General features: G+C 70.3%; 16 protein-coding genes, 1 tRNA gene and 1 riboswitch. Of the genes, 3 read left to right on the top strand and 14 right to left on the bottom strand.

Annotated features, from left to right (window positions below; translation table 11 throughout):
• Positions 1-11: 11 nt before the first annotated feature.
• The 5 genes from J2847_RS09560 to J2847_RS09540 form a co-directional block, all read right to left on the bottom strand.
• A complete protein-coding gene (locus tag J2847_RS09560) occupies positions 12-1,988 on the bottom strand; it encodes a ribonucleoside-diphosphate reductase subunit alpha (RefSeq protein WP_209778764.1) in 1,977 nt (658 codons plus the stop codon).
• A 111-nt stretch (positions 1,989-2,099) separates the two neighbouring features.
• Positions 2,100-2,338, bottom strand: a riboswitch (cobalamin riboswitch).
• Positions 2,339-2,523: 185 nt separating this feature from the next.
• Positions 2,524-2,609, bottom strand: a tRNA-Tyr gene (locus J2847_RS09555).
• Positions 2,610-2,764: 155 nt separating this feature from the next.
• Positions 2,765-3,808: a GMP reductase gene (locus J2847_RS09550; RefSeq protein WP_209778763.1), complete on the bottom strand. Its 1,044-nt coding sequence runs from the start codon at positions 3,806-3,808 to the stop codon at positions 2,765-2,767.
• 174 nt (positions 3,809-3,982) lie between these two features.
• Positions 3,983-5,773: an FAD-binding protein gene (locus J2847_RS09545; RefSeq protein WP_209778762.1), complete on the bottom strand. Its 1,791-nt coding sequence runs from the start codon at positions 5,771-5,773 to the stop codon at positions 3,983-3,985.
• A gap of 42 nt (positions 5,774-5,815) precedes the next feature.
• Positions 5,816-6,388 (bottom strand): MarR family winged helix-turn-helix transcriptional regulator, encoded by a 573-nt coding sequence (locus J2847_RS09540; RefSeq protein WP_233474399.1) that lies wholly within the window; start codon positions 6,386-6,388, stop codon positions 5,816-5,818.
• A gap of 311 nt (positions 6,389-6,699) precedes the next feature.
• Between J2847_RS09540 and J2847_RS09535 the strand changes: the two genes are divergently transcribed.
• Entirely contained in the window at positions 6,700-7,737 is a 1,038-nt protein-coding gene (locus J2847_RS09535; protein ID WP_209778761.1) for a Gfo/Idh/MocA family protein, read from the top strand.
• Positions 7,738-7,764: 27 nt separating this feature from the next.
• On the opposite strand, the gene J2847_RS09530 is transcribed toward J2847_RS09535, so the two are convergent.
• The 5 genes from J2847_RS09530 to J2847_RS09510 form a co-directional block, all read right to left on the bottom strand.
• Positions 7,765-8,529 carry a DUF6969 family protein gene (locus tag J2847_RS09530; protein WP_209778760.1) on the bottom strand — a complete coding sequence of 255 codons (765 nt, stop codon included), beginning with the start codon at positions 8,527-8,529 and terminating at the stop codon, positions 7,765-7,767.
• A gap of 122 nt (positions 8,530-8,651) precedes the next feature.
• On the bottom strand, positions 8,652-9,299 hold the full coding sequence (locus J2847_RS09525) for an ABC-type transport auxiliary lipoprotein family protein (RefSeq protein WP_209778759.1): 648 nt from the start codon (positions 9,297-9,299) through the stop codon (positions 8,652-8,654).
• On the bottom strand, positions 9,296-10,255 hold the full coding sequence (locus tag J2847_RS09520; protein WP_209778758.1) for an MlaD family protein: 960 nt from the start codon (positions 10,253-10,255) through the stop codon (positions 9,296-9,298). The genes J2847_RS09525 and J2847_RS09520 overlap by 4 nt, the downstream gene beginning before the upstream one ends.
• A 9-nt stretch (positions 10,256-10,264) precedes the next feature.
• Positions 10,265-11,080, bottom strand: coding sequence for an ABC transporter ATP-binding protein (locus J2847_RS09515; RefSeq protein WP_209778757.1), 816 nt, complete (start codon positions 11,078-11,080; stop codon positions 10,265-10,267).
• Entirely contained in the window at positions 11,080-12,219 is a 1,140-nt protein-coding gene (locus J2847_RS09510) for an ABC transporter permease (protein WP_209778756.1), read from the bottom strand. Before J2847_RS09510 ends, J2847_RS09515 begins: the two co-directional genes overlap by 1 nt.
• Positions 12,220-12,615: 396 nt before the next feature.
• Here J2847_RS09510 and J2847_RS09505 point away from each other — a divergent pair, with 396 nt between their 5' ends.
• Positions 12,616-13,131, top strand: a complete 516-nt coding sequence (locus J2847_RS09505; RefSeq protein ID WP_209778755.1) for an adenine phosphoribosyltransferase — start codon at positions 12,616-12,618, stop codon at positions 13,129-13,131.
• A 4-nt stretch (positions 13,132-13,135) separates the two neighbouring features.
• On the opposite strand, the gene J2847_RS09500 is transcribed toward J2847_RS09505, so the two are convergent.
• Positions 13,136-13,489: a ribbon-helix-helix domain-containing protein gene (locus J2847_RS09500; RefSeq protein WP_233474397.1), complete on the bottom strand. Its 354-nt coding sequence runs from the start codon at positions 13,487-13,489 to the stop codon at positions 13,136-13,138.
• A gap of 34 nt (positions 13,490-13,523) precedes the next feature.
• The gene (locus tag J2847_RS09495) at positions 13,524-14,096 is read right to left on the bottom strand and encodes a DJ-1/PfpI family protein (protein WP_209778754.1); all 573 of its coding nucleotides are present in this window, start codon (positions 14,094-14,096) and stop codon (positions 13,524-13,526) included.
• Between the two features lie 278 nt (positions 14,097-14,374).
• Here J2847_RS09495 and J2847_RS09490 point away from each other — a divergent pair, with 278 nt between their 5' ends.
• Positions 14,375-15,109, top strand: a complete 735-nt coding sequence (locus J2847_RS09490) for a hypothetical protein (RefSeq protein WP_209778753.1) — start codon at positions 14,375-14,377, stop codon at positions 15,107-15,109.
• 34 nt (positions 15,110-15,143) lie between these two features.
• On the opposite strand, the gene tenA is transcribed toward J2847_RS09490, so the two are convergent.
• Both tenA and J2847_RS09480 read right to left on the bottom strand, forming a co-directional pair.
• The gene (gene tenA / locus J2847_RS09485; RefSeq protein ID WP_209778752.1) at positions 15,144-15,827 is read right to left on the bottom strand and encodes a thiaminase II; all 684 of its coding nucleotides are present in this window, start codon (positions 15,825-15,827) and stop codon (positions 15,144-15,146) included.
• A gap of 5 nt (positions 15,828-15,832) precedes the next feature.
• Positions 15,833-16,468 (bottom strand): LysE family translocator, encoded by a 636-nt coding sequence (locus tag J2847_RS09480; protein WP_209778751.1) that lies wholly within the window; start codon positions 16,466-16,468, stop codon positions 15,833-15,835.
• Positions 16,469-16,480 lie beyond the last annotated feature (12 nt).

Below are 16,480 nucleotides of genomic sequence, written 5' to 3'. Positions count from 1 at the left end.
GGGGAGGCGGCTCACTGGCAGGCGAGGCATTCCTCGTAGTCGGTGCGCGGCGCCTGCATCGCCTCCGTCTTGCCGGCCGCCTTGTCCTTGCCGGCGAAGGCGGCGCGCTGCACCGACTTGGAGCGGCAGTAGTAGAGGCTCTTCAAGCCCTTCTCCCAGGCGGTCCAGTGCAGCATGTGCAGGTCCCACTTGTCGATGTCGCCCGGCAGATAGAGGTTGATCGACTGGCTCTGGCAGACGAAGGGCGTGCGGTCGGCGGCGAACTCGATGATCCAGCGCTGGTCGATCTCGAAGGCGGTGCGGAAGACCGCCTTCTCGTCGTCGCTCAGGACATCGAGATGCTGGACCGAGCCCTCATGCTCGATGATCGACTGCCACACGTCGGGCCGGTCGGCGCCCTTGGCGGCCAGCAGCCGTTCCAGATGCGGGTTGCGCACCGACATCGAGCCGGACAGCGTCTTGTGGGTGTAGATGTTGGCCGGGATCGGCTCGATGCAGGCGCTGGCGCCGCCGCAGATGATGCTGATCGAGGCGGTCGGCGCGATCGCCAGCTTGTGGCTGAAGCGCACCATCATGTTGCGCTCGGCGGCGTCCGGGCAGGGGCCGCGCTCGTGGGCCAGCGCGACCGAGGCGGCGTCGGCGTCGCGGCGCAGCTTGCGGAAGAAGCGCAGGTTCCAGGCCTTGGCCATCGCGCTCTCGAAGGGCACGCCGCGCGCCTGGAGGAAGGAGTGGAAGCCCATCACCCCCAGCCCCACCGAGCGCTCGCGCATCGCCGAATAGACGGCCTTCTCCATCCCCTCCGGCGCGTCCTCGATGAAGCGGGTCAGCACGTTGTCGAGGAAGCGCAGCACGTCCTCGACGAGACCCTCCTCGCGGTTCCACTCGTCCCAGGTCTCCAGGTTCATCGAGGCGAGGCAGCAGACCGCCGTGCGCTCGTTGCCGAGATGGTCCCTGCCGGTCGCCAGCGTGATCTCGCTGCACAGGTTGGAGGTGGTGACGCGCAGGCCGAGGTCGCGCTGGTGCTTGGGCAGCGCCCGGTTGACCGTGTCGCCGAACAGCAGGTAGGGCTCGCCGGTCTGCATGCGGGCCTCCAGGATCTTCTGCCAGACCTGGCGGGCGTTGGCGTGCTTCAGCACCGCGCCGGTCTTCGGGCTGACCAGCGGGAAGGGCGTGTCCTCGCGCACCGCCTCCATGAAGGCGTCGGTGAGGACGACGGCGTGGTGCAGGTTCAGGCTCTTGCGGTTGAAGTCGCCGGACGCCTTGCGGATCTCCAGGAACTCCTCGATCTCCGGATGGTGGATGTCAAGATAGACGGCGGCCGAGCCGCGCCGCAGCGAGCCCTGGCTGATCGCCAGCGTCAGGCTGTCCATCACCCGGATGAAGGGGATGATCCCGGACGTGCTGCCGTTGCCCTTCACCGATTCGCCGATGGAGCGCACCCCGCCCCAATAGGTGCCGATGCCGCCGCCGTTCGACGCCAGCCGGACGTTCTCGTTCCAGACATCGACGATGCCGTCGAGCGAATCGGGCACGGCGTTGAGGAAGCAGGAGATCGGCAGGCCGCGCGTGGTGCCGCCGTTGCTCAGCACCGGGGTCGCCGGCATGAACCACAGGCGGGAGATGGCGTCGTAGATCCGCTGGGCGTGCGCGGAATCGTCGGCGTAGGCGGCGGATACCCGGGCGAACAGATCCTGGTAGCCCTCGCCCGGCAGCAGGTAGCGGTCGTCCAGCGTCGCCTTGCCGAAGCCGGTCAGCAGGGCGTCGCGGCCGCGGTCGATGCGGATGGCGGAGGGGGAGGGCGGCGTCCAGCGCTCCGCCGGGGCGCGGCCGCCGGTCCGCTCGGGCGCGCGCCGGGTTCGCGGCAGCAGGTTCCCGTGACGGTCGAAGCCGTTGGAAATGTCCTGGGCGGAGATGTCCTGGGCGGAGACGTCCCGAGCAAACTCCTGGGCGGCGAAATCCTGGGCGAGGTCTTGAGCGAGCGCCGGCATCCGTGATCCCTTGGTCTTGTGCGGCGGATGACGCGGGAGCACGACTTGCGGCGGGCGCGGGCGGAAACGCCGCGCGGACGGGCAAGCGCACCACCGGACACCCCGCCCGTGGACGTTCATTCGGTCATGGCAGGTCTCCTGGCTCGCGGGTCACGGCGGCTTCGCCCGGCCTTCCCGGTGCGGCTCGGCAAAGGCGAGGCCGGCACCAGTGACGCTGAAACGACGAAACCGCTCTCCGCTCACAGTTGCGGGGGCAGCGCCGGCTGGAAACGCGCCGTGACGCGATTCTCCGGCTTCCCTCTTAGCCCCGCATCTTGATGATGAAGGGAACCATGACGCTAGATATGGTAGGTGGTGGGCAGGAGCCCGTCAAGGGATTCGTTCGGCCGCGTGGAGGGAGGGGCGGACATCGCGGGCGCGGAACGGCCGCCGACGCGATGGCGGGGATGTTGTGCGGCGTGAAGGGCGGGCGCGATGCGCCGGGGCATGGGCGGCCGGACAGGATTGGGATCCGGCGGCCCGGCGCTTGCGCTGATGGTGGAAGGGACTGGATTTGAACCAGTGTACGCTTACGCGGGCAGATTTACAGTCTGCTGCCTTTAACCACTCGGCCACCCTTCCATCGGGGCGCCGAGACATAGCCGCTCGGCGGGGCGCGGGTCAAGCTCGATCTGGGCCGCATCGCCGGGTTCCGGCGGAAAAAACGAAACGGGGTCCGCCGGCCGCGAACCCCGTCCGCCAACCCCGTTCCGCGCCGTCCCGGATCGGGCGGGGCGTCAGCCGCCGAAGATGTTGTTCAACTGGGCGCTGACGCGCACGAAGGTGGTCCGCTTGGGCACCTCCTTCAGCTTGGTGGCGCCGATGTAGGTCATCATGCTGCGCACGCCGCCCATGATCTCCTGCATCGTGCCCTCGATGGGCCCGCGATAGGGGACCTCGACCGTCTTGCCCTCCGACGCGCGGTAGGAGGCGACTCCGCCGGCGTACTTGTTCATCGCGGTGTCCGACGACATGCCGTAGAAGGTCATGGCGACCGGCACGCGCTGGCCGTCGCGCTCCTCGAAGCGGACCTCGCCCTCGCACTCGTCATGGCCGGCGAGCATGCCGCCGAGCATCACGAAGTCGGCCCCCGCCCCATAGGCCTTGGAGATGTCGCCCGGCACCGTGCAGCCGCCGTCGCCGCAGACCTGCCCCTTCAGCCCATGGGCGGCGTCGGCGCATTCGATGATGGCGGAAAGCTGGGGGTAGCCGACGCCGGTCATCTTGCGGGTGGTGCAGACCGAGCCCGGCCCGATGCCGACCTTGACGATGTCGGCGCCGGCCAGCAGCAGCGCCTCGGTCATGTCGCCGGTGACGACGTTGCCGGCCATGATGACGATGTCCGGATTCTCGTCGCGCATGCGGCCGATGACCTCGACGAAGCGCTCGGTGTAGCCGTTGGCGACGTCCAGGCAGATCTTGCCGACCGGCGCCTTGGCCTTCACCGCCTGGAACTTGTCGTGGTCGGCCTCGGTGGTGCCCAGCGAATAGAAGACGTTGCCGGTGTCGGGTTCCTGGAAGAAGGCGATCAGGTCCTCGGCCCGGTAATGCTTGTGCAGCGCCGTCATGGCGCCGAAGCGCGACAGCGCGCGGGCCACCGCCATGGTGCCGACGACGTCCATGTTGGCGGCGATCAGCGGAAAGCCGGTCCAGTCGCGCTGGTTGTGCAGGAAGGTGAAGGTCCGGTTGACGTTCACGTCGTTGCGGCTTTGCAGCGTGCTGCGTTTCGGCCGGATCAGCACATCCTTGAAGTCGAGCTTGAGGTCGCTTTCGATGATCACCGCACACCTGTCCTTCCCATCGGTCGGGCGCCCGTACACGAACGGAGCCCATCATGACAGATTGGGAAGGGACGGCGGCTTCGGCAAGCCCGTTCTCGGGGCGCGCCCTCCGGCCCCTTCCGCGCGGGGAGGGGGCCGGAGGGCGGCGTGTGACGATGGGGACGGCCCCGCCGGTCAGCGCGCCGCCGCCGCCCGCTCCGCCCCGGCGTCCCGGCCGGCGCCCAGCCCGCCGGCCGCGTCGCTCCGGCCCGCCGCGTGCATCGCCACGCGGTAGGCGAAGACCAGCGCCGGCCCCAGCGTGGTGCCCGGCCCCGGATAGGTGCCGGCCATGACCGACGCCATGTCGTTGCCGCAGGCGTAGAGGCCGCCGATCACCCGCCCGTTCTCGTCGAGGACCTGCCCGTCGACGTCGGTCGCCAGCCCGGCGCTGCACGCGATCTCCGCCGGCCAGACGGCGACGGCGACGAAGGGGGCGGTCTCGATCGGCTTCAGGCAGGGGTTGGGGCCGTGGCCCGGGTCGCCGTTGAAGCGGTTCAACTCGGTGTCGCCCTTGCCGAAATCCAGGTCGCTGCCGGTCAGCGCGAAGCCGTTGTGCCGCCGCACGCTGTCCGCCAGACCGGCCGCGTCGACGCCGATCTTGCGTGCCAATTCCTCCAGCGTCGGGGCGGTGGTCAGGTAGCCGCTCGCCTCGTGGGGCTTCAGGTTGGTCGTGCCGGGATGGACGACGCCCAGCCCGTACTTGGCGACGAAGGCGGCGTCGCAGACCAGCCACGCCGGCATGGTCGGCACCGTGCGGTGCGATTCGAACATCGCCTCGACGAAGTCGTGGTAGGAGGCGCCCTCGTTCACGAAGCGCCGCCCGGCGGCGTTCACCGCGATCAGGCCGGGCTTGGCGCGGTCGAGCGACAGGTGCGGGAACAGCCCCTTCCACCCCGCCGCCTTGCGCGTCACCGACACCGGCGTCCAGAAGGCGCCGCCCCGGTGCCCCTCGCCGTCGATCCGGGCGCCGATGCCGCGCGCCAGCGTCAGCCCGTCGCCGGTGTCGCTGTCGCAGGCCAGCGAATGGACGGGCGTCGGCTGCGGCATGAAGGCGCTGCGGAACTCCTTGTTGTGGGCGAAGCCGCCGGTCGCCAGCACCACCCCCTTGCGGGCGCGCACCCGCAGCGTCCGGCCGGCGCTGTCCAGCACGGCGCCGACGACGCGGCCGTCCGCCCGGCCGTCCTCGCGCAGGATCGCGCGGATCGCGGTGTCGAGGCGGACCGGCACCTTGCGCTTGCGCAGGCTGTAGAACAGGCGGGCGACCAGCGCGTTGCCCATGACGATCCGCGTGCCGCGCGGGTGCTTCACCCGGTCGGACAGGTAGCGCAGGAGCAGCCTGGCCGCGTGGGCGAAGTTCGCCACCGACCGGAAGCGGCCGATCAGGCGGGGGATGTCGTCCTTGCCGACCATCATGCCGCCGAAGATCATGAACTCGCCGATCGGCGGGCGGACCAGCCGGAAATCCTCGCCGAGCAGCCGGCCGTCGAAGGGAGCCGGCACGATGGCCCTCCCGGTGATGGCGGCGCCCGCCATGTTCGGCTTGTAGTCCGGGTGGCGGCCGCAGGCCAGGAAGGTGACGTCGGTCTTCGTGTCGTAATAGTCGATGGCGGTCGGGCCGGTCGCCAGATAGACGCCGCGCAGGTCGCGGCCCCGGCTTTCGCCGGGGGCGCCGCCGACCAGCGCGTCCATGTAGGTTTCGGCCTTTTCGGGGCTGTCGTCGTAGCCGGCGCGCCGGCTCTGCGTGTTGCCGGGGATCCACAGCGTCCCGGCCGAGGTGGCGGCGGTGCCGCCGATCTGCCCGGACTTCTCGCAGACCATCACGTCGAGCCCCTCCATGGCGCCGACCAGGGCGGCGGCCATGCCGCCCGGCCCGGCGCCGGCGACCAGGAGATCGACTTCGGCGTCCCACGCGGTTTCCTGTGCCATTCCTTGTGTCTCCGTTCCCTCCCGCGCGGTCGTCAGGGCCCCTTACCGTGGCTTGACCTTCCGACCGGCCGCGGCCTTGCCGCGTTTGGTGTTCGTTGTGGTGTCGGGGTGCCCGCCCTCCGCCGCCCCGGCCGGTTCCGCCGCCGCCTCGCGGTCGACGACCAGCCGCAGCGACGACGGCAGCGTGTCGTTGTGCAGGTTGACCAGCTGGATCATGAGCTGGATCAGTGTCTTGCGGTCGGCCGGGCGCAGCGGTTCCAGGATGCGTTCCTGCACCCGCTCGACCGCCGGGGTGACGGCGACCAGCAGGTCGCGCCCGGCCGGCGACAGGTAGAGCAGCTTGATGCGCTTGTCCTCCGGGCTGGGGCGGCGGTGGATCAGATCCTTCGCCTCCAGCCGTTCGATGACCCCGCCCAGCGTCGAGCGGTCGAAGGCGATCAGCCCCGACAGCCGGGTGGCGTCGACGCCGGGATTCTCGTCGATGGCGACGAGGGCGGCGTACTGCACGGAGGTCAGGTCGTGGACGGCGCATTCCTCCGTGAACAGCGCCGTCGATATCTGTTGGGCCCGGCGGAGAAGATGTCCGGGTTTCGCGTAGAGGTCATCCATGGCCATGACTGCACCTGCCGGGCTTGTTCGTGAAGCGGTGATACCCCCGCGCGGGTGAATGACGATAGCGCAACCCGCGCGACCGGCGCCGTCCTCCCTTATCAACGCTGGAAAGGCGCGGCGCCATCCCGTCTCCTTCGCCTGGCAGATTGTGCGTTCCGCCGATGATATTGACAGAATGCTATCAGTATGTAGACTGATATTATGTATGCTGTCAATACCGGCGGCGGCCAGCCGGCGGTGCCCAGCCGGCGGTGCTCAGAGCCGCCCGGCGTCCTCTTCCGTATCCACCCCTCGAAAACCCGGAATCCCCCGCCATGTCCCCACTGCGCATCGCCGTCATCGGCGCCGGCGTCATCGGCAAGACGCACATCGACGCCCTGGCCCAACTGCCGGACGCCCGGCTGGCCGCCATCGCCGACCCGGGCGCGGAGGCCGGCGCCCTCGCCGCCCGCCACGGGGTTTCCCATCACGCCGACTACCGGGCGCTGCTGGAGGACGGGCGGCCGGACGGCGTGATCGTCGCCACGCCCAACGCCACTCATGTGCCGATCGGCCTCGCCTGCGTCGAGCGCGGCATCCCGGTGCTGATCGAGAAGCCGATCGCCGACACGGTGGAGGACGCGCAAAGGCTGACGGCGGCCGCGGAACGGGCGGGCGTGCCGCTGCTGGTCGGCCACCACCGCCGCCACAACCCGATCCTGCAAACGGCGCGCGAGGTGATCGGGCGCGGCGACCTCGGCGCGCTGGTGTCGGCGACGATCCTCTACACCTTCCTGAAGCCGGACGGCTATTTCGACGTCGCGTGGCGGAAGCAGGAGGGCGGCGGGCCGATCCTGATCAACCTGATCCACGAGATCGACACGCTGCGCTTCCTGTGCGGCGGCATCGAAAGCCTCCAGGCCATGCGTTCCAGCAAGACCCGAGGCTTTCCAGTGGAGGACACCGCCGCCGTGGTGCTGCGGCTGCGCAACGGGGCGCTCGCCACCATCAGCCTGTCCGACGCCGCCGCGACGCCCTGGAGCTGGGACATGACCACCGGCGAGAGCCCGCAATTCGCCCGCCAGAGCGTGCCGACGCATTTCTTCTCGGGCACCGACGGGTCGCTGGCGGTGCCGACGCTGGAGCTGTGGCGCTACGAGGGCGGGCGCGGCTGGCTCGACCCCTTCACCCGCACGGCGCTGCCGCTGCGGCCGGCCAACCCCTATGTCCGGCAGCTCGACCATTTCGCCCGCGTCATCCGCGGCGAGGAGGAACCGCTGGTCGGCGGGGCCGACGCCACCGAGACGCTCCGCGCCACCCTGGCGGTGCGGGAAGCGACCGACAGCGGCGGCCCGGTCCGTTTCGACGCCTGAGGAAGTGGGCGAGGGGCCGCCAGCGCCTCAGGAGATCTCGACGAAGCTCGGTGGTTCGGGGAGGATCGAGCGCCGCCGCCGGCTGCCGCGCAGCAGCCGTTCCACCTCGGCGATCTGTTCCTCGACCAGGATGAAGCACTGGGAGGCGACCTCCAGCCCCCGGTCCTCGTAGACGTAGCTGTCGGGATGGTCCTCCGCCCAGCGGGCGATCGCCCGGTCGCGCTGGTGCAGCAGATCGACGATCTGCGGGCGGAAAAGCTGGAGCAGGGCGCTGATCCAGCGGTTCGTCGGCCAGGACGGGCGGGCGTGGTCGACCACGAAGCCGTCCAGCATGGACACCACGTCGGCGGAGCCGTACCAGGTCTCGCCGGTCACCCAGCGGTTGGTGGTGAACAGCCGCACCGGCTGGCCGGCGACGTCCATGGCGATGCCGATCAGGTGCGACAGCGCGTCGTTGTCGCTGTCCGGCGGCGCGAAGTCGGGCAGGGGGGCGGGCCTCACCCCCGACGGCATGCCGTGCGGCCGCAGGAAGGTGTGGAAATGCCCATGCTCGCCGGTCGGACGCTCGCCCTCCGGGTGGCAGTGGTAATAGTACTGCGCGTGGTATTCCGCGTCGTAGACGTCGCCCGGCGGGTAATGCCGCCACTCGTACAGCGTGCCGTGGCCGCGCAGCAGCTCGCCGACCACGGTGTCGCCGGTCTTGGCCAGGACGCGCTGGCACAGCCGGACCTCGCGTCCGGCCTCGGCCATCGCCTCCAACGCCTCGCGGGGGAGTTCCGCAAGCTCCGTCATCGCCCTATCCGCCGGTGCGCCAAACAACCCTATTACGTACGCGGATATCGCCCGCTGGCAAGATTTTTCCTGCGGCTTCGAAGGATCCCGGACGAATCATCACGGGCTTCGCCGCGCGCGGGTCACGAGCCCGCGCGCAGGCCGCTGCGCAGCGCCCAGCCGACCAGCGCGCCGCTGACCTGCCCCAGCGCCTCGTCGAAGGCGGCGATCACGTCGGTGAAGTCGCGGCCGCGCACCGCCACCGTCGCCTCGAAGGTCTCGCCGGCCTCGATGGTCCGGCGCGGCATGGCGACCAGCTTGGCCGACAGGCGGACATGCACGCGGTCGGGGGTGGCTGCGCCGGGCGTGGAGTATTCCGCCTGGAAGTCGCGCAGCTCGGATTTCAGCACGAAGTCGGAGCGCAGCCCCACCGTGTCGCGCCCGACCGAGACGATGCGCCCGCTGTCCTCGAAGGACTGGACGATCAGCCCCTGCACCATCAGCGGCGCCCGGTCGGCCCAGGAGACGTCGGCGAAATAGTCGAGCGTGGTCGGCGTCCGGGCCAGCGCGATGCGCGGCGTGTCGATGCCGGCGGCGGCGGCCGGCGCCTCGACCAGCAGCTGCCAGTCGGCCTTGGGCAGGGCGGCGTCCGCCGGCGCGCGGGCGGTCAGGGTGTAGAGCTTGGGCGCCGTCGGGTTCAGGGTTGAGCAGCCCGTCAGCCCCAGCGCGCCGACGCCGACCAGGGCGGCGAGGATGGCGGCGCCCGACGCCGCGCGAAACCGACACTTCATTTGCCACGCACCTCCACGCCCTGCCGGGTTCCGCCGAACAGGAAGTTCGACGGGTCGTTTTCAATCCGCGTCACCACCCGCGACAGCTGACCCGACAGGTCGCGAAGCTGGGAGATCAGCAGGCTCAAGTCATACAGCCCCGTGGTTGCGAAGTCGCGCACGGGCTGCCGGTTCTCGGCGAGCAGGGCGGCCAGCTCGCCCGACGTCTTCCTCAGCGACTGGATCAGCTCGCGGCTGTCGCCGGTGAGCTGCCTGGCGCTGCCGTTGACGGTCGCCAGCGTGCCCTGCGCCTGCGCCAGCGTGCGGTCGAGCTGCGGGCCGACGCTCTCGAAGCCCTTCAGGGTCGTCTGCGCCTGCGCCATCGTCCCCTCCAGCCCGGCGGTGGCGCGGGCGAGGTCGGCGCTGATGTCGCGGACGTTGCCGAGGATCTCGCCGATGGCCTTCTGGTTGTCGCCGTTCATCAGCTCGCCCAGCCGGGTGATGACCTCCAGCGCCCGGTTGAGCAGCTGCGGGGCGGTGTCGACCACGGCGGTCAGCGAGGAGGTGCGCGACGGGATCACCGGGATGCCGTCGCGGTCGGTCGCCGTCAGCCGGTCCGCCTCCACCGTGCCGCCCGAGATCTGCACGTAGGCGCCGCCGGTGATGCCCTGCACCTCCAGCGAGGCGATGGAATCCGACATGATCGGCGTGCCGTTCTGAACCAGGATGGTCACGCGCACCCGCGTCACGTTGTCGGGATCGAGCCGGATGTCGCCCACCGTGCCGACCGGGACGCCCCGGTAGCGCACCGGGCTGCCCTGCTGGAGGCCGGTGACGGAGCCGGTGAAGTAGATGCGGTAGGGCTGCCGGGACTCCTCCAGCTGGACCTTGGCGATCCAGACGGTGAAGACCAGCAGGCCGGCGAGCAGCGACAGCACGAAGCTGCCGACCAGGATGTAGCTGGCGCGCGTTTCCATCGCTTGCCCTCAGTCCTCCGCATGGCGCGCGGCGCGGCCGCGCGGTCCGTGAAAATAGTCGTGGATCCAGGGGTGCGGGTCGGCCAGATGCTCCTCCAGCGTGCCCACCCGGATTTTCCTGTCGATCAGCACCGCGATGCGGTCGCAGATCGTCGTCAGGCTGTCGAGGTCGTGCGTCACCATGAAGACGGTCAGCCCCAGGCTGCGCTGCAAGCCGCGGATCAGGCTGTCGAAGGCGGCGGCGCCGATCGGGTCGAGCCCGGCGGTCGGCTCGTCGAGGAACAGGATGGCGGGGTCGAGCGCCAGCGCGCGGGCCAGGCCGGCGCGCTTGACCATGCCGCCGGAAAGCTGCGACGGGTGCTTGGCCCCGGCGTCGGGCGGCAGCCCGGCCATGGCGATCTTCACACGCGCGATCTCGGCGATCAGGGGGGGCGGCAGGTCGGTGTGCTCCTTCAGCGGCAGCATGACGTTCTCGGCGACGGTCATGGAGCTGAACAGCGCGCCGTTCTGGAACAGCACGCCGGTGCGCGCCTGCAACGCCGTCCGTTCGCGCTGGGACAGGTCGGCGGTGTCGTGGCCGAGCAGTTCGATGGTGCCGGCGGCGGGTCGGATCAGCCCGATGATCTCCTTCAGCAGCACCGACTTGCCGGTGCCGGAGCCGCCGACGACGCCCAGCACCTCGCCGGCCCGCACGTCGAGGTCGAGCCCGTCATGGACGGTCTGCGGCCCGAAGCGGGTGACGAGGCCGCGCACGCGGATGACCGGCTGGAGGACCGGCCGGGTGGTCGATGGAAGGGCCGGGGAAAGGGGGATTGCGTCGGCCATCACACCCCCAGCATGGAGAACAGCACGGAGAACACCGCGTCGATGACGATCACCAGGAAGATGCCCTCGACCACCGCCTTGGTGGTCAGGGTGCCGACGCTCTCGGCGCTGCCGGACACCTTCATGCCCTCGTAGCAGCCGACGATGGCGATGACCAGCGCGAAGACCGGCGCCTTGATCAGCCCGGCCAGCACCGTGTTGATGCCGACCGCCGTGTGGAGCTGGCGGATGAACTGGCCGAAGGTGATGTCGAGCGTCGCGTAGCTCATCACCGCCCCGCCGAACAGCCCCATGACGTCGGCGTAGAAGACCAGCAGCGGCAGCGTGACCATCAGCGCCAGCGCGCGCGGCACCACCAGCAGCTCGATCGGGTCGAGCCCCATGGTGCCGATGGCGTCGACCTCCTGGTTGACCTTCATGGTGCCGATCTGCGCGGTGAAGGCCGAGCCGGAGCGGCCGGCGACGATGATCGCCGTCATCAGCACGCCGATCTCGCGCAGCACCGAGATGCCCAGCAGGTTGACGACGTACAGCTCGGCGCCGAAGCGCTTGAGCTGGTCGGCGCCCTGGAAGGCCAGCACGACGCCGATCAGGAAGGACAGCAGCCCGAGGATCGGCAGCGCGTTCAGCCCGGTCTGCTCGATGTGGAACATCACCGAGGTCAGGCGCAGCCGCGACGGCTTCAGCAGCAGGCGCGCGAAGGTGATGGTGACGAGCCCAAGGAAGGAGATCAGGTTCCCCGCCTCGCGCACCGCCTCGATGGTGGTGCGGCCGGTGCGGACGACCATGTCGATGATCGGGTGGTGGGCCGCGCCGTGGGGCTGGGCGGGAGCCTGGCCCGCCTCGCGCACCGCGTCGAACAGGGCGGCGTGCTCGGGCCGCACGCCCTCGACGGCGACGGCGTGGCCCTCCGCCGCCAGCCGGTCGGCGAGCCGGGCCAGCAGATAGGCTCCCACCGTGTCGAGCGCGTCGAGCCGGCCGAGGTCGAGCCGCACCGGCCCGCCGGAGCGTTCCGGCCGCAGGGCCTTCAGCGCCTCGGCCGCCGGCCCGGCGGACTCCAGCGTCCAGCGCCCGGCGGGGCCGATGCTCCACACGCCGTCGCCGTACCGCGATTCGACCCAGACCGCTTCACCCGCCACGCCCGGCCACCCGTTCCACCATTCGATCGGAGAGGTTGGAACGTGGCCGCGCACGCGCGTCCGGTCAACCCCGCAGCGCACATGCAGCGCATTCGGTGGTCCAATGGCCGAGGCGCGCGGGCCGTCCGGTTGAGAAAACAATGTTGGGAAAGGGATTTTGACACGGATGAACACGGATGCCGGCTGCGCCGGCTCACGGATCAACGGGATCAAGGAGAAATGAAATCCGTGTCCATCCGTGGATATCCGTGTTCATCCGTGTCTGAAATGTCTTTGCTCGCGCTCGTCGGCCCGCGATCCGGCTGCGGCGCAACGCCCGTTTGCGCGGTGGGGGGCGTCCCGATAGACTGCTTCGCCTTGTCGCACCGACCCGCGACCCTGACGGACCCGACCTCGATGGATTTGAAAGACCACATCCGCGGCATTCCGGATTTCCCGAAGCCCGGAATCCTGTTCTACGACGTCTCGCCGCTGCTGGCCCATGGCCCGGCCTGGAAGGCGGCCATCGATCAATTGGCCGAGGCGGTGCGCCCGCACCAGCCCGACGTGCTGGTCGGCATCGAGTCGCGCGGCTTCCTGGTCGCCGCCCCGCTGGCGCTGGCGCTGGGCATCGGCTTCGTCATGGTGCGCAAGCACGGCAAGCTGCCGGGCGACAAGGTGGCGCATTCCTACGACCTGGAATACGGCACCGACATCATCGAGGTGCAGGCCGACGCGGTGAAGCCGGGTCAGCGCGTGGTCGTGCTCGACGACCTGCTGGCGACCGGCGGCACCATGGCGGCGGCGGTCACGCTGCTGCGCCAGATCGGCGCCGACGTCCGCGCCGCCGCCTTCCTGGTGGAGCTGACCTTCCTGAACGGCCGCGAGCGGCTGGACGTGCCCTGCCATTCGCTGATGGCCTACGACGAGTAGGGCGTCAGCCCCGCAGCGCCACCACCTCCGCCGCCCGGCGCGTCGCCGGGCGGGAGGCGTCCGCGTCCCCGTCCCGATGCCCGTCCCCCTCGCGGCCGACCACCAGCGTCAGGTAGCGCATGCAGCTGACCCGCAGGAAGGAGGCGAGGTTGGGCACCTCGCCGCGCGCCTCGACGATCTCGTCGTAGAGCTTGGCGATGAGCTGGTTCACGGTCATGCCGTCGCGCGCGGCGATGTCGGCCAGGACGTCCCAGAACAGGTTCTCCAGCCGGATGCTGGTCACCACCCCGTGGATGCGGACCGAGCGCGACCGGCTTTCGTAGAGGATCGGGTCGGCCTTGACGTAGATCTCGCACATGCTCGACGGCCCTTCCGCGTTGGGGATGTCCGGGTTACTCCGCGTCCAGCGCCTTGAGGAACAGCGCCAGCCACGCCGGGTGCGCCGGCCAGGCCGGAGCCGTCACCAGCTTACCGTCCGCCACGGCGGAATCGATCGGAATGTCGGCGTAGGTGCCGCCGGCCAGCTCGACCTCCGGCCGGCAGGCGGGGTAGGCGGAGACCCGGCGGCCCTTCAGCACCCCGGCCGGGGCCAGCAGCTGGGCGCCGTGGCAGACGGCGGCGACCGGCTTGTCCTGCTCGAAGAAGGCGCGGACGAGCGCGATCACGGCGGCGTCGAGCCGCAGATACTCCGGCGCCCGGCCGCCGGGGATGACCAGCGCGTCGTAGGAGTCGGCGCGCGTGCCCTCGAAGGTCGCGTTGAGGGTGAAGTTGTGGCCGCGCTTCTCGCTGTAGGTCTGGTCGCCCTCGAAATCATGGATGGCGGTGGCGATGCGGTCGCCGGCCTGCTTGCCGGGACAGACCGCGTGCACCGTGTGCCCGACCATGGCGAGCGCCTGGAACGGCACCATCGTCTCGTAATCCTCGGCGTAGTCGCCGACGATCATCAGGATCCTCTTTCCGGCCATGGCCCATCCTCCCCTTGCTGGCGTTGCGCGCCGGTCCGCCGCGGGCTGTTCGCGGCACCGACGATCCGGTGGCGCGACTGTCGCGCGTTCCGGGGGCGGGTGGGTAACAGCGGGCTGTTCGCGCCGGAAAATTTTGCCGCCGCTTTGCGGATATTGCCGGGCTGCCGCTTCGCCCGCCGGGTGGAACCGTTGCAAAGTCTGGGTTCCCCGCCGTGGCCCGCTTCTTGCGAACTCTCGTTCCGAGCACCCGGAGGGGTGCGGACGAAAGGGAGCGGGTCATGGTCAGCTTGTCCAGTTACACCGATGTCAGCCGCATGGCGCAGAGCTTGCAGCAGTCCATCGACGCGGCGGTCAAGCGCGTGCAGCAGCAGCAGACCGGCGAGGCCAAGGACAACAGCGGCGCCGCCGGCAAGGTCCAGGAGTACGAGCAGACCGTCAAGAAGTCCTCCTACAACACCGCCCCCTTCGCCAGCAACATCGGCACGCTGGTGAAGGACACCAGCCGGCTCAACGTGTTCAGCTCGCTGGCGGCGAACGACCCGGCGGACTTCTACAAGTTCCAGGTCACCAGCAAGGGCGAGGTCACCGTCGGCACGGTCGGCGACGCCGGGGTGCGCATCCAGCTGATGGACCGCCAGGGCAAGGTGATCGCCGACAGCAACAAGGACGCCGGCTCGACCTACGACGCCTTCAAGAAGATGCAGAGCGGCAGCCTGAGCCTCGACAAGGGCGACTACACCCTGCGCGTCGCCCGCGACACGGACGTGCCGCTCAAGGAGGACAAGAGCTACGGCGTGCAGCTCCGCATGGGCAGCTACAGCAAGGACTACGACACCATCGCCAAGCAGCCGGCCAAGGGCGACAACCCGTTCGGCGGCAACACCAAGCTCCAGAATCTGGCGGCGCTGCTGAACGGCGGCAGCTCCACCACCGGCAGCCTGTCGATGCTGCTTGGCGGCTCCGGCGGCGGCGCCTACAGCGGGCGCGGCTCGCTGGTGAACGCGCTGTTCTGAGCCGGGTTCCGAGCCGGCGCGGGCCGCGCCGGAATCAGGTGCCCAGCGTCAGGCCCATCTCCCAGAAATCCGCCTCCAGCCGGCTGGCCTGGCGGAAGATCGTCAGCAGCCGGGGGAAGCGGGCCGGCGTCAGGCTGTCGGCGGCGAGGCGGTTCAGCGTCTCCCGCGCGGCGGCGGCGACCCGCTGGTACTCCTCGCCGGAATATTCGGCGATCCAGGCCCTGTAGGGGTTGCCCTCGGCCAGCGCGCCGGGCGCCGCCGCCAGCGTCCGGCCGATCTCGGCGTAGCCGATGACGCAGGGCGCCAGCGCCACATACAGATCCAGCAGGTCGCCGCGCAGGCCCGTCTCCAGCACGTAGCGGGTGTAGGCCATCGTCGCCTTGGCTTCCGGCGTCCGCTCCAGCTCGTCGGCCGACAGGCCCCAGCCGGCGCAGAGCGAGACGTGCAGATCCATCTCGACGTCGAGGATCGCCTTCAGCCCGCCCAGCGACGCCCGCATGTCGGCGAGGTTGCGGCCCTTGTAGACCGCCAGCGCGTAGGCCCGCGCGAAATGGATCAGGAACAGATAGTCCTGCGCCAGATAATGGCGGAAGGCGGCCTGGGCCAGGCTGCCGTCGCCCATCCCGCGCACGAAGGCGTGGTCGACGTAGCGCCGCCAGTCCTCCGCCCCCTCGGCGGCGAGGCGGTCGAACAGGTCCATGGTCGGGCTTTCGGTCATCGTCGTCAGACCCGGCGCGCCAGCGCCAGCAGCCCGCCGGCTCCGATCATCAGCCCGCCGGTCAGCCGGTTCAGGCCGCGCGCCGCCGACGCGCTGGTCAGCCGGGCGGCCAGACGGTCGCCGCCGGTGGCGTAGGCCATGATCCAGCCGAACTCGATGACGATCATGGTGGCGACCAGCGCGCCGAGCTGCGGCGCCAGCGGGGCGGCGGCGTCGATGAATTGCGGGAACAGGGCGCCCATGAAGACCAGCGCCTTGGGGTTGCTGAAGGCGACCAGCAGGCCGCGCAGGAACAGGCGGGCGGGCGAGCCCTCGCCGCCGGCCGCCGCCGTGGTGTCGCGCGTCCCGGCCGGCTCGACCGGCGCCCGCCACGCGGCGATGCCGAGCCAGGTCAGATAGGCGACGCCGGCCCAGCGCACCACCTCGAAGGCGACGACCGAGGTGGAGAGCAGGGCGCCCAGCCCGAAGGCCGACAGCGCCGCCATCACCGCCAGCGCCACGCACATGCCGATGCCGCCCCAGACGGCGCGGCGGGCGCCGAAGCGCAGCCCGAGGCTCATCGCCAGCAGCATGTTGGGACCCGGCGTCGCCGAGATCACGAAGGCGGTGGCGAAGAAGAAGGCGAGCGTCTGCCAGCTCATGGGGGCTGCTCC

Origin of the sequence: Azospirillum agricola, from assembly GCF_017876095.1 — a bacterium.
GTDB classification, from domain to species: domain Bacteria; phylum Pseudomonadota; class Alphaproteobacteria; order Azospirillales; family Azospirillaceae; genus Azospirillum; species Azospirillum agricola.
The sequence above is the reverse complement of the archived record's forward strand: the minus strand, read 5'-3'. Positions and strand labels throughout refer to the sequence as shown.

Bases quoted from the DNA above. Each gene is read 5' to 3' on its own strand.
- J2847_RS09560 (WP_209778764.1), bottom strand. From the start codon at position 1,988: ATGCCGGCGCTCGCTCAAGACCTCGCCCAGGATTTCGCCGCCCAGGAG.
- tenA (WP_209778752.1), bottom strand. From the start codon at position 15,827: ATGACCGAAAGCCCGACCATGGACCTGTTCGACCGCCTCGCCGCCGAG.
- J2847_RS09500 (WP_233474397.1), bottom strand. From the start codon at position 13,489: ATGTGCGAGATCTACGTCAAGGCCGACCCGATCCTCTACGAAAGCCGG.
- J2847_RS09505 (WP_209778755.1), top strand. From the start codon at position 12,616: ATGGATTTGAAAGACCACATCCGCGGCATTCCGGATTTCCCGAAGCCC.
- J2847_RS09540 (WP_233474399.1), bottom strand. From the start codon at position 6,388: ATGGCCATGGATGACCTCTACGCGAAACCCGGACATCTTCTCCGCCGG.
- J2847_RS09495 (WP_209778754.1), bottom strand. From the start codon at position 14,096: ATGGCCGGAAAGAGGATCCTGATGATCGTCGGCGACTACGCCGAGGAT.
- J2847_RS09530 (WP_209778760.1), bottom strand. From the start codon at position 8,529: ATGACGGAGCTTGCGGAACTCCCCCGCGAGGCGTTGGAGGCGATGGCC.
- J2847_RS09490 (WP_209778753.1), top strand. From the start codon at position 14,375: ATGGTCAGCTTGTCCAGTTACACCGATGTCAGCCGCATGGCGCAGAGC.
- J2847_RS09545 (WP_209778762.1), bottom strand. From the start codon at position 5,773: ATGGCACAGGAAACCGCGTGGGACGCCGAAGTCGATCTCCTGGTCGCC.
- J2847_RS09515 (WP_209778757.1), bottom strand. From the start codon at position 11,080: ATGGCCGACGCAATCCCCCTTTCCCCGGCCCTTCCATCGACCACCCGG.
- J2847_RS09525 (WP_209778759.1), bottom strand. From the start codon at position 9,299: ATGAAGTGTCGGTTTCGCGCGGCGTCGGGCGCCGCCATCCTCGCCGCC.
- J2847_RS09480 (WP_209778751.1), bottom strand. From the start codon at position 16,468: ATGAGCTGGCAGACGCTCGCCTTCTTCTTCGCCACCGCCTTCGTGATC.
- J2847_RS09535 (WP_209778761.1), top strand. From the start codon at position 6,700: ATGTCCCCACTGCGCATCGCCGTCATCGGCGCCGGCGTCATCGGCAAG.
- J2847_RS09520 (WP_209778758.1), bottom strand. From the start codon at position 10,255: ATGGAAACGCGCGCCAGCTACATCCTGGTCGGCAGCTTCGTGCTGTCG.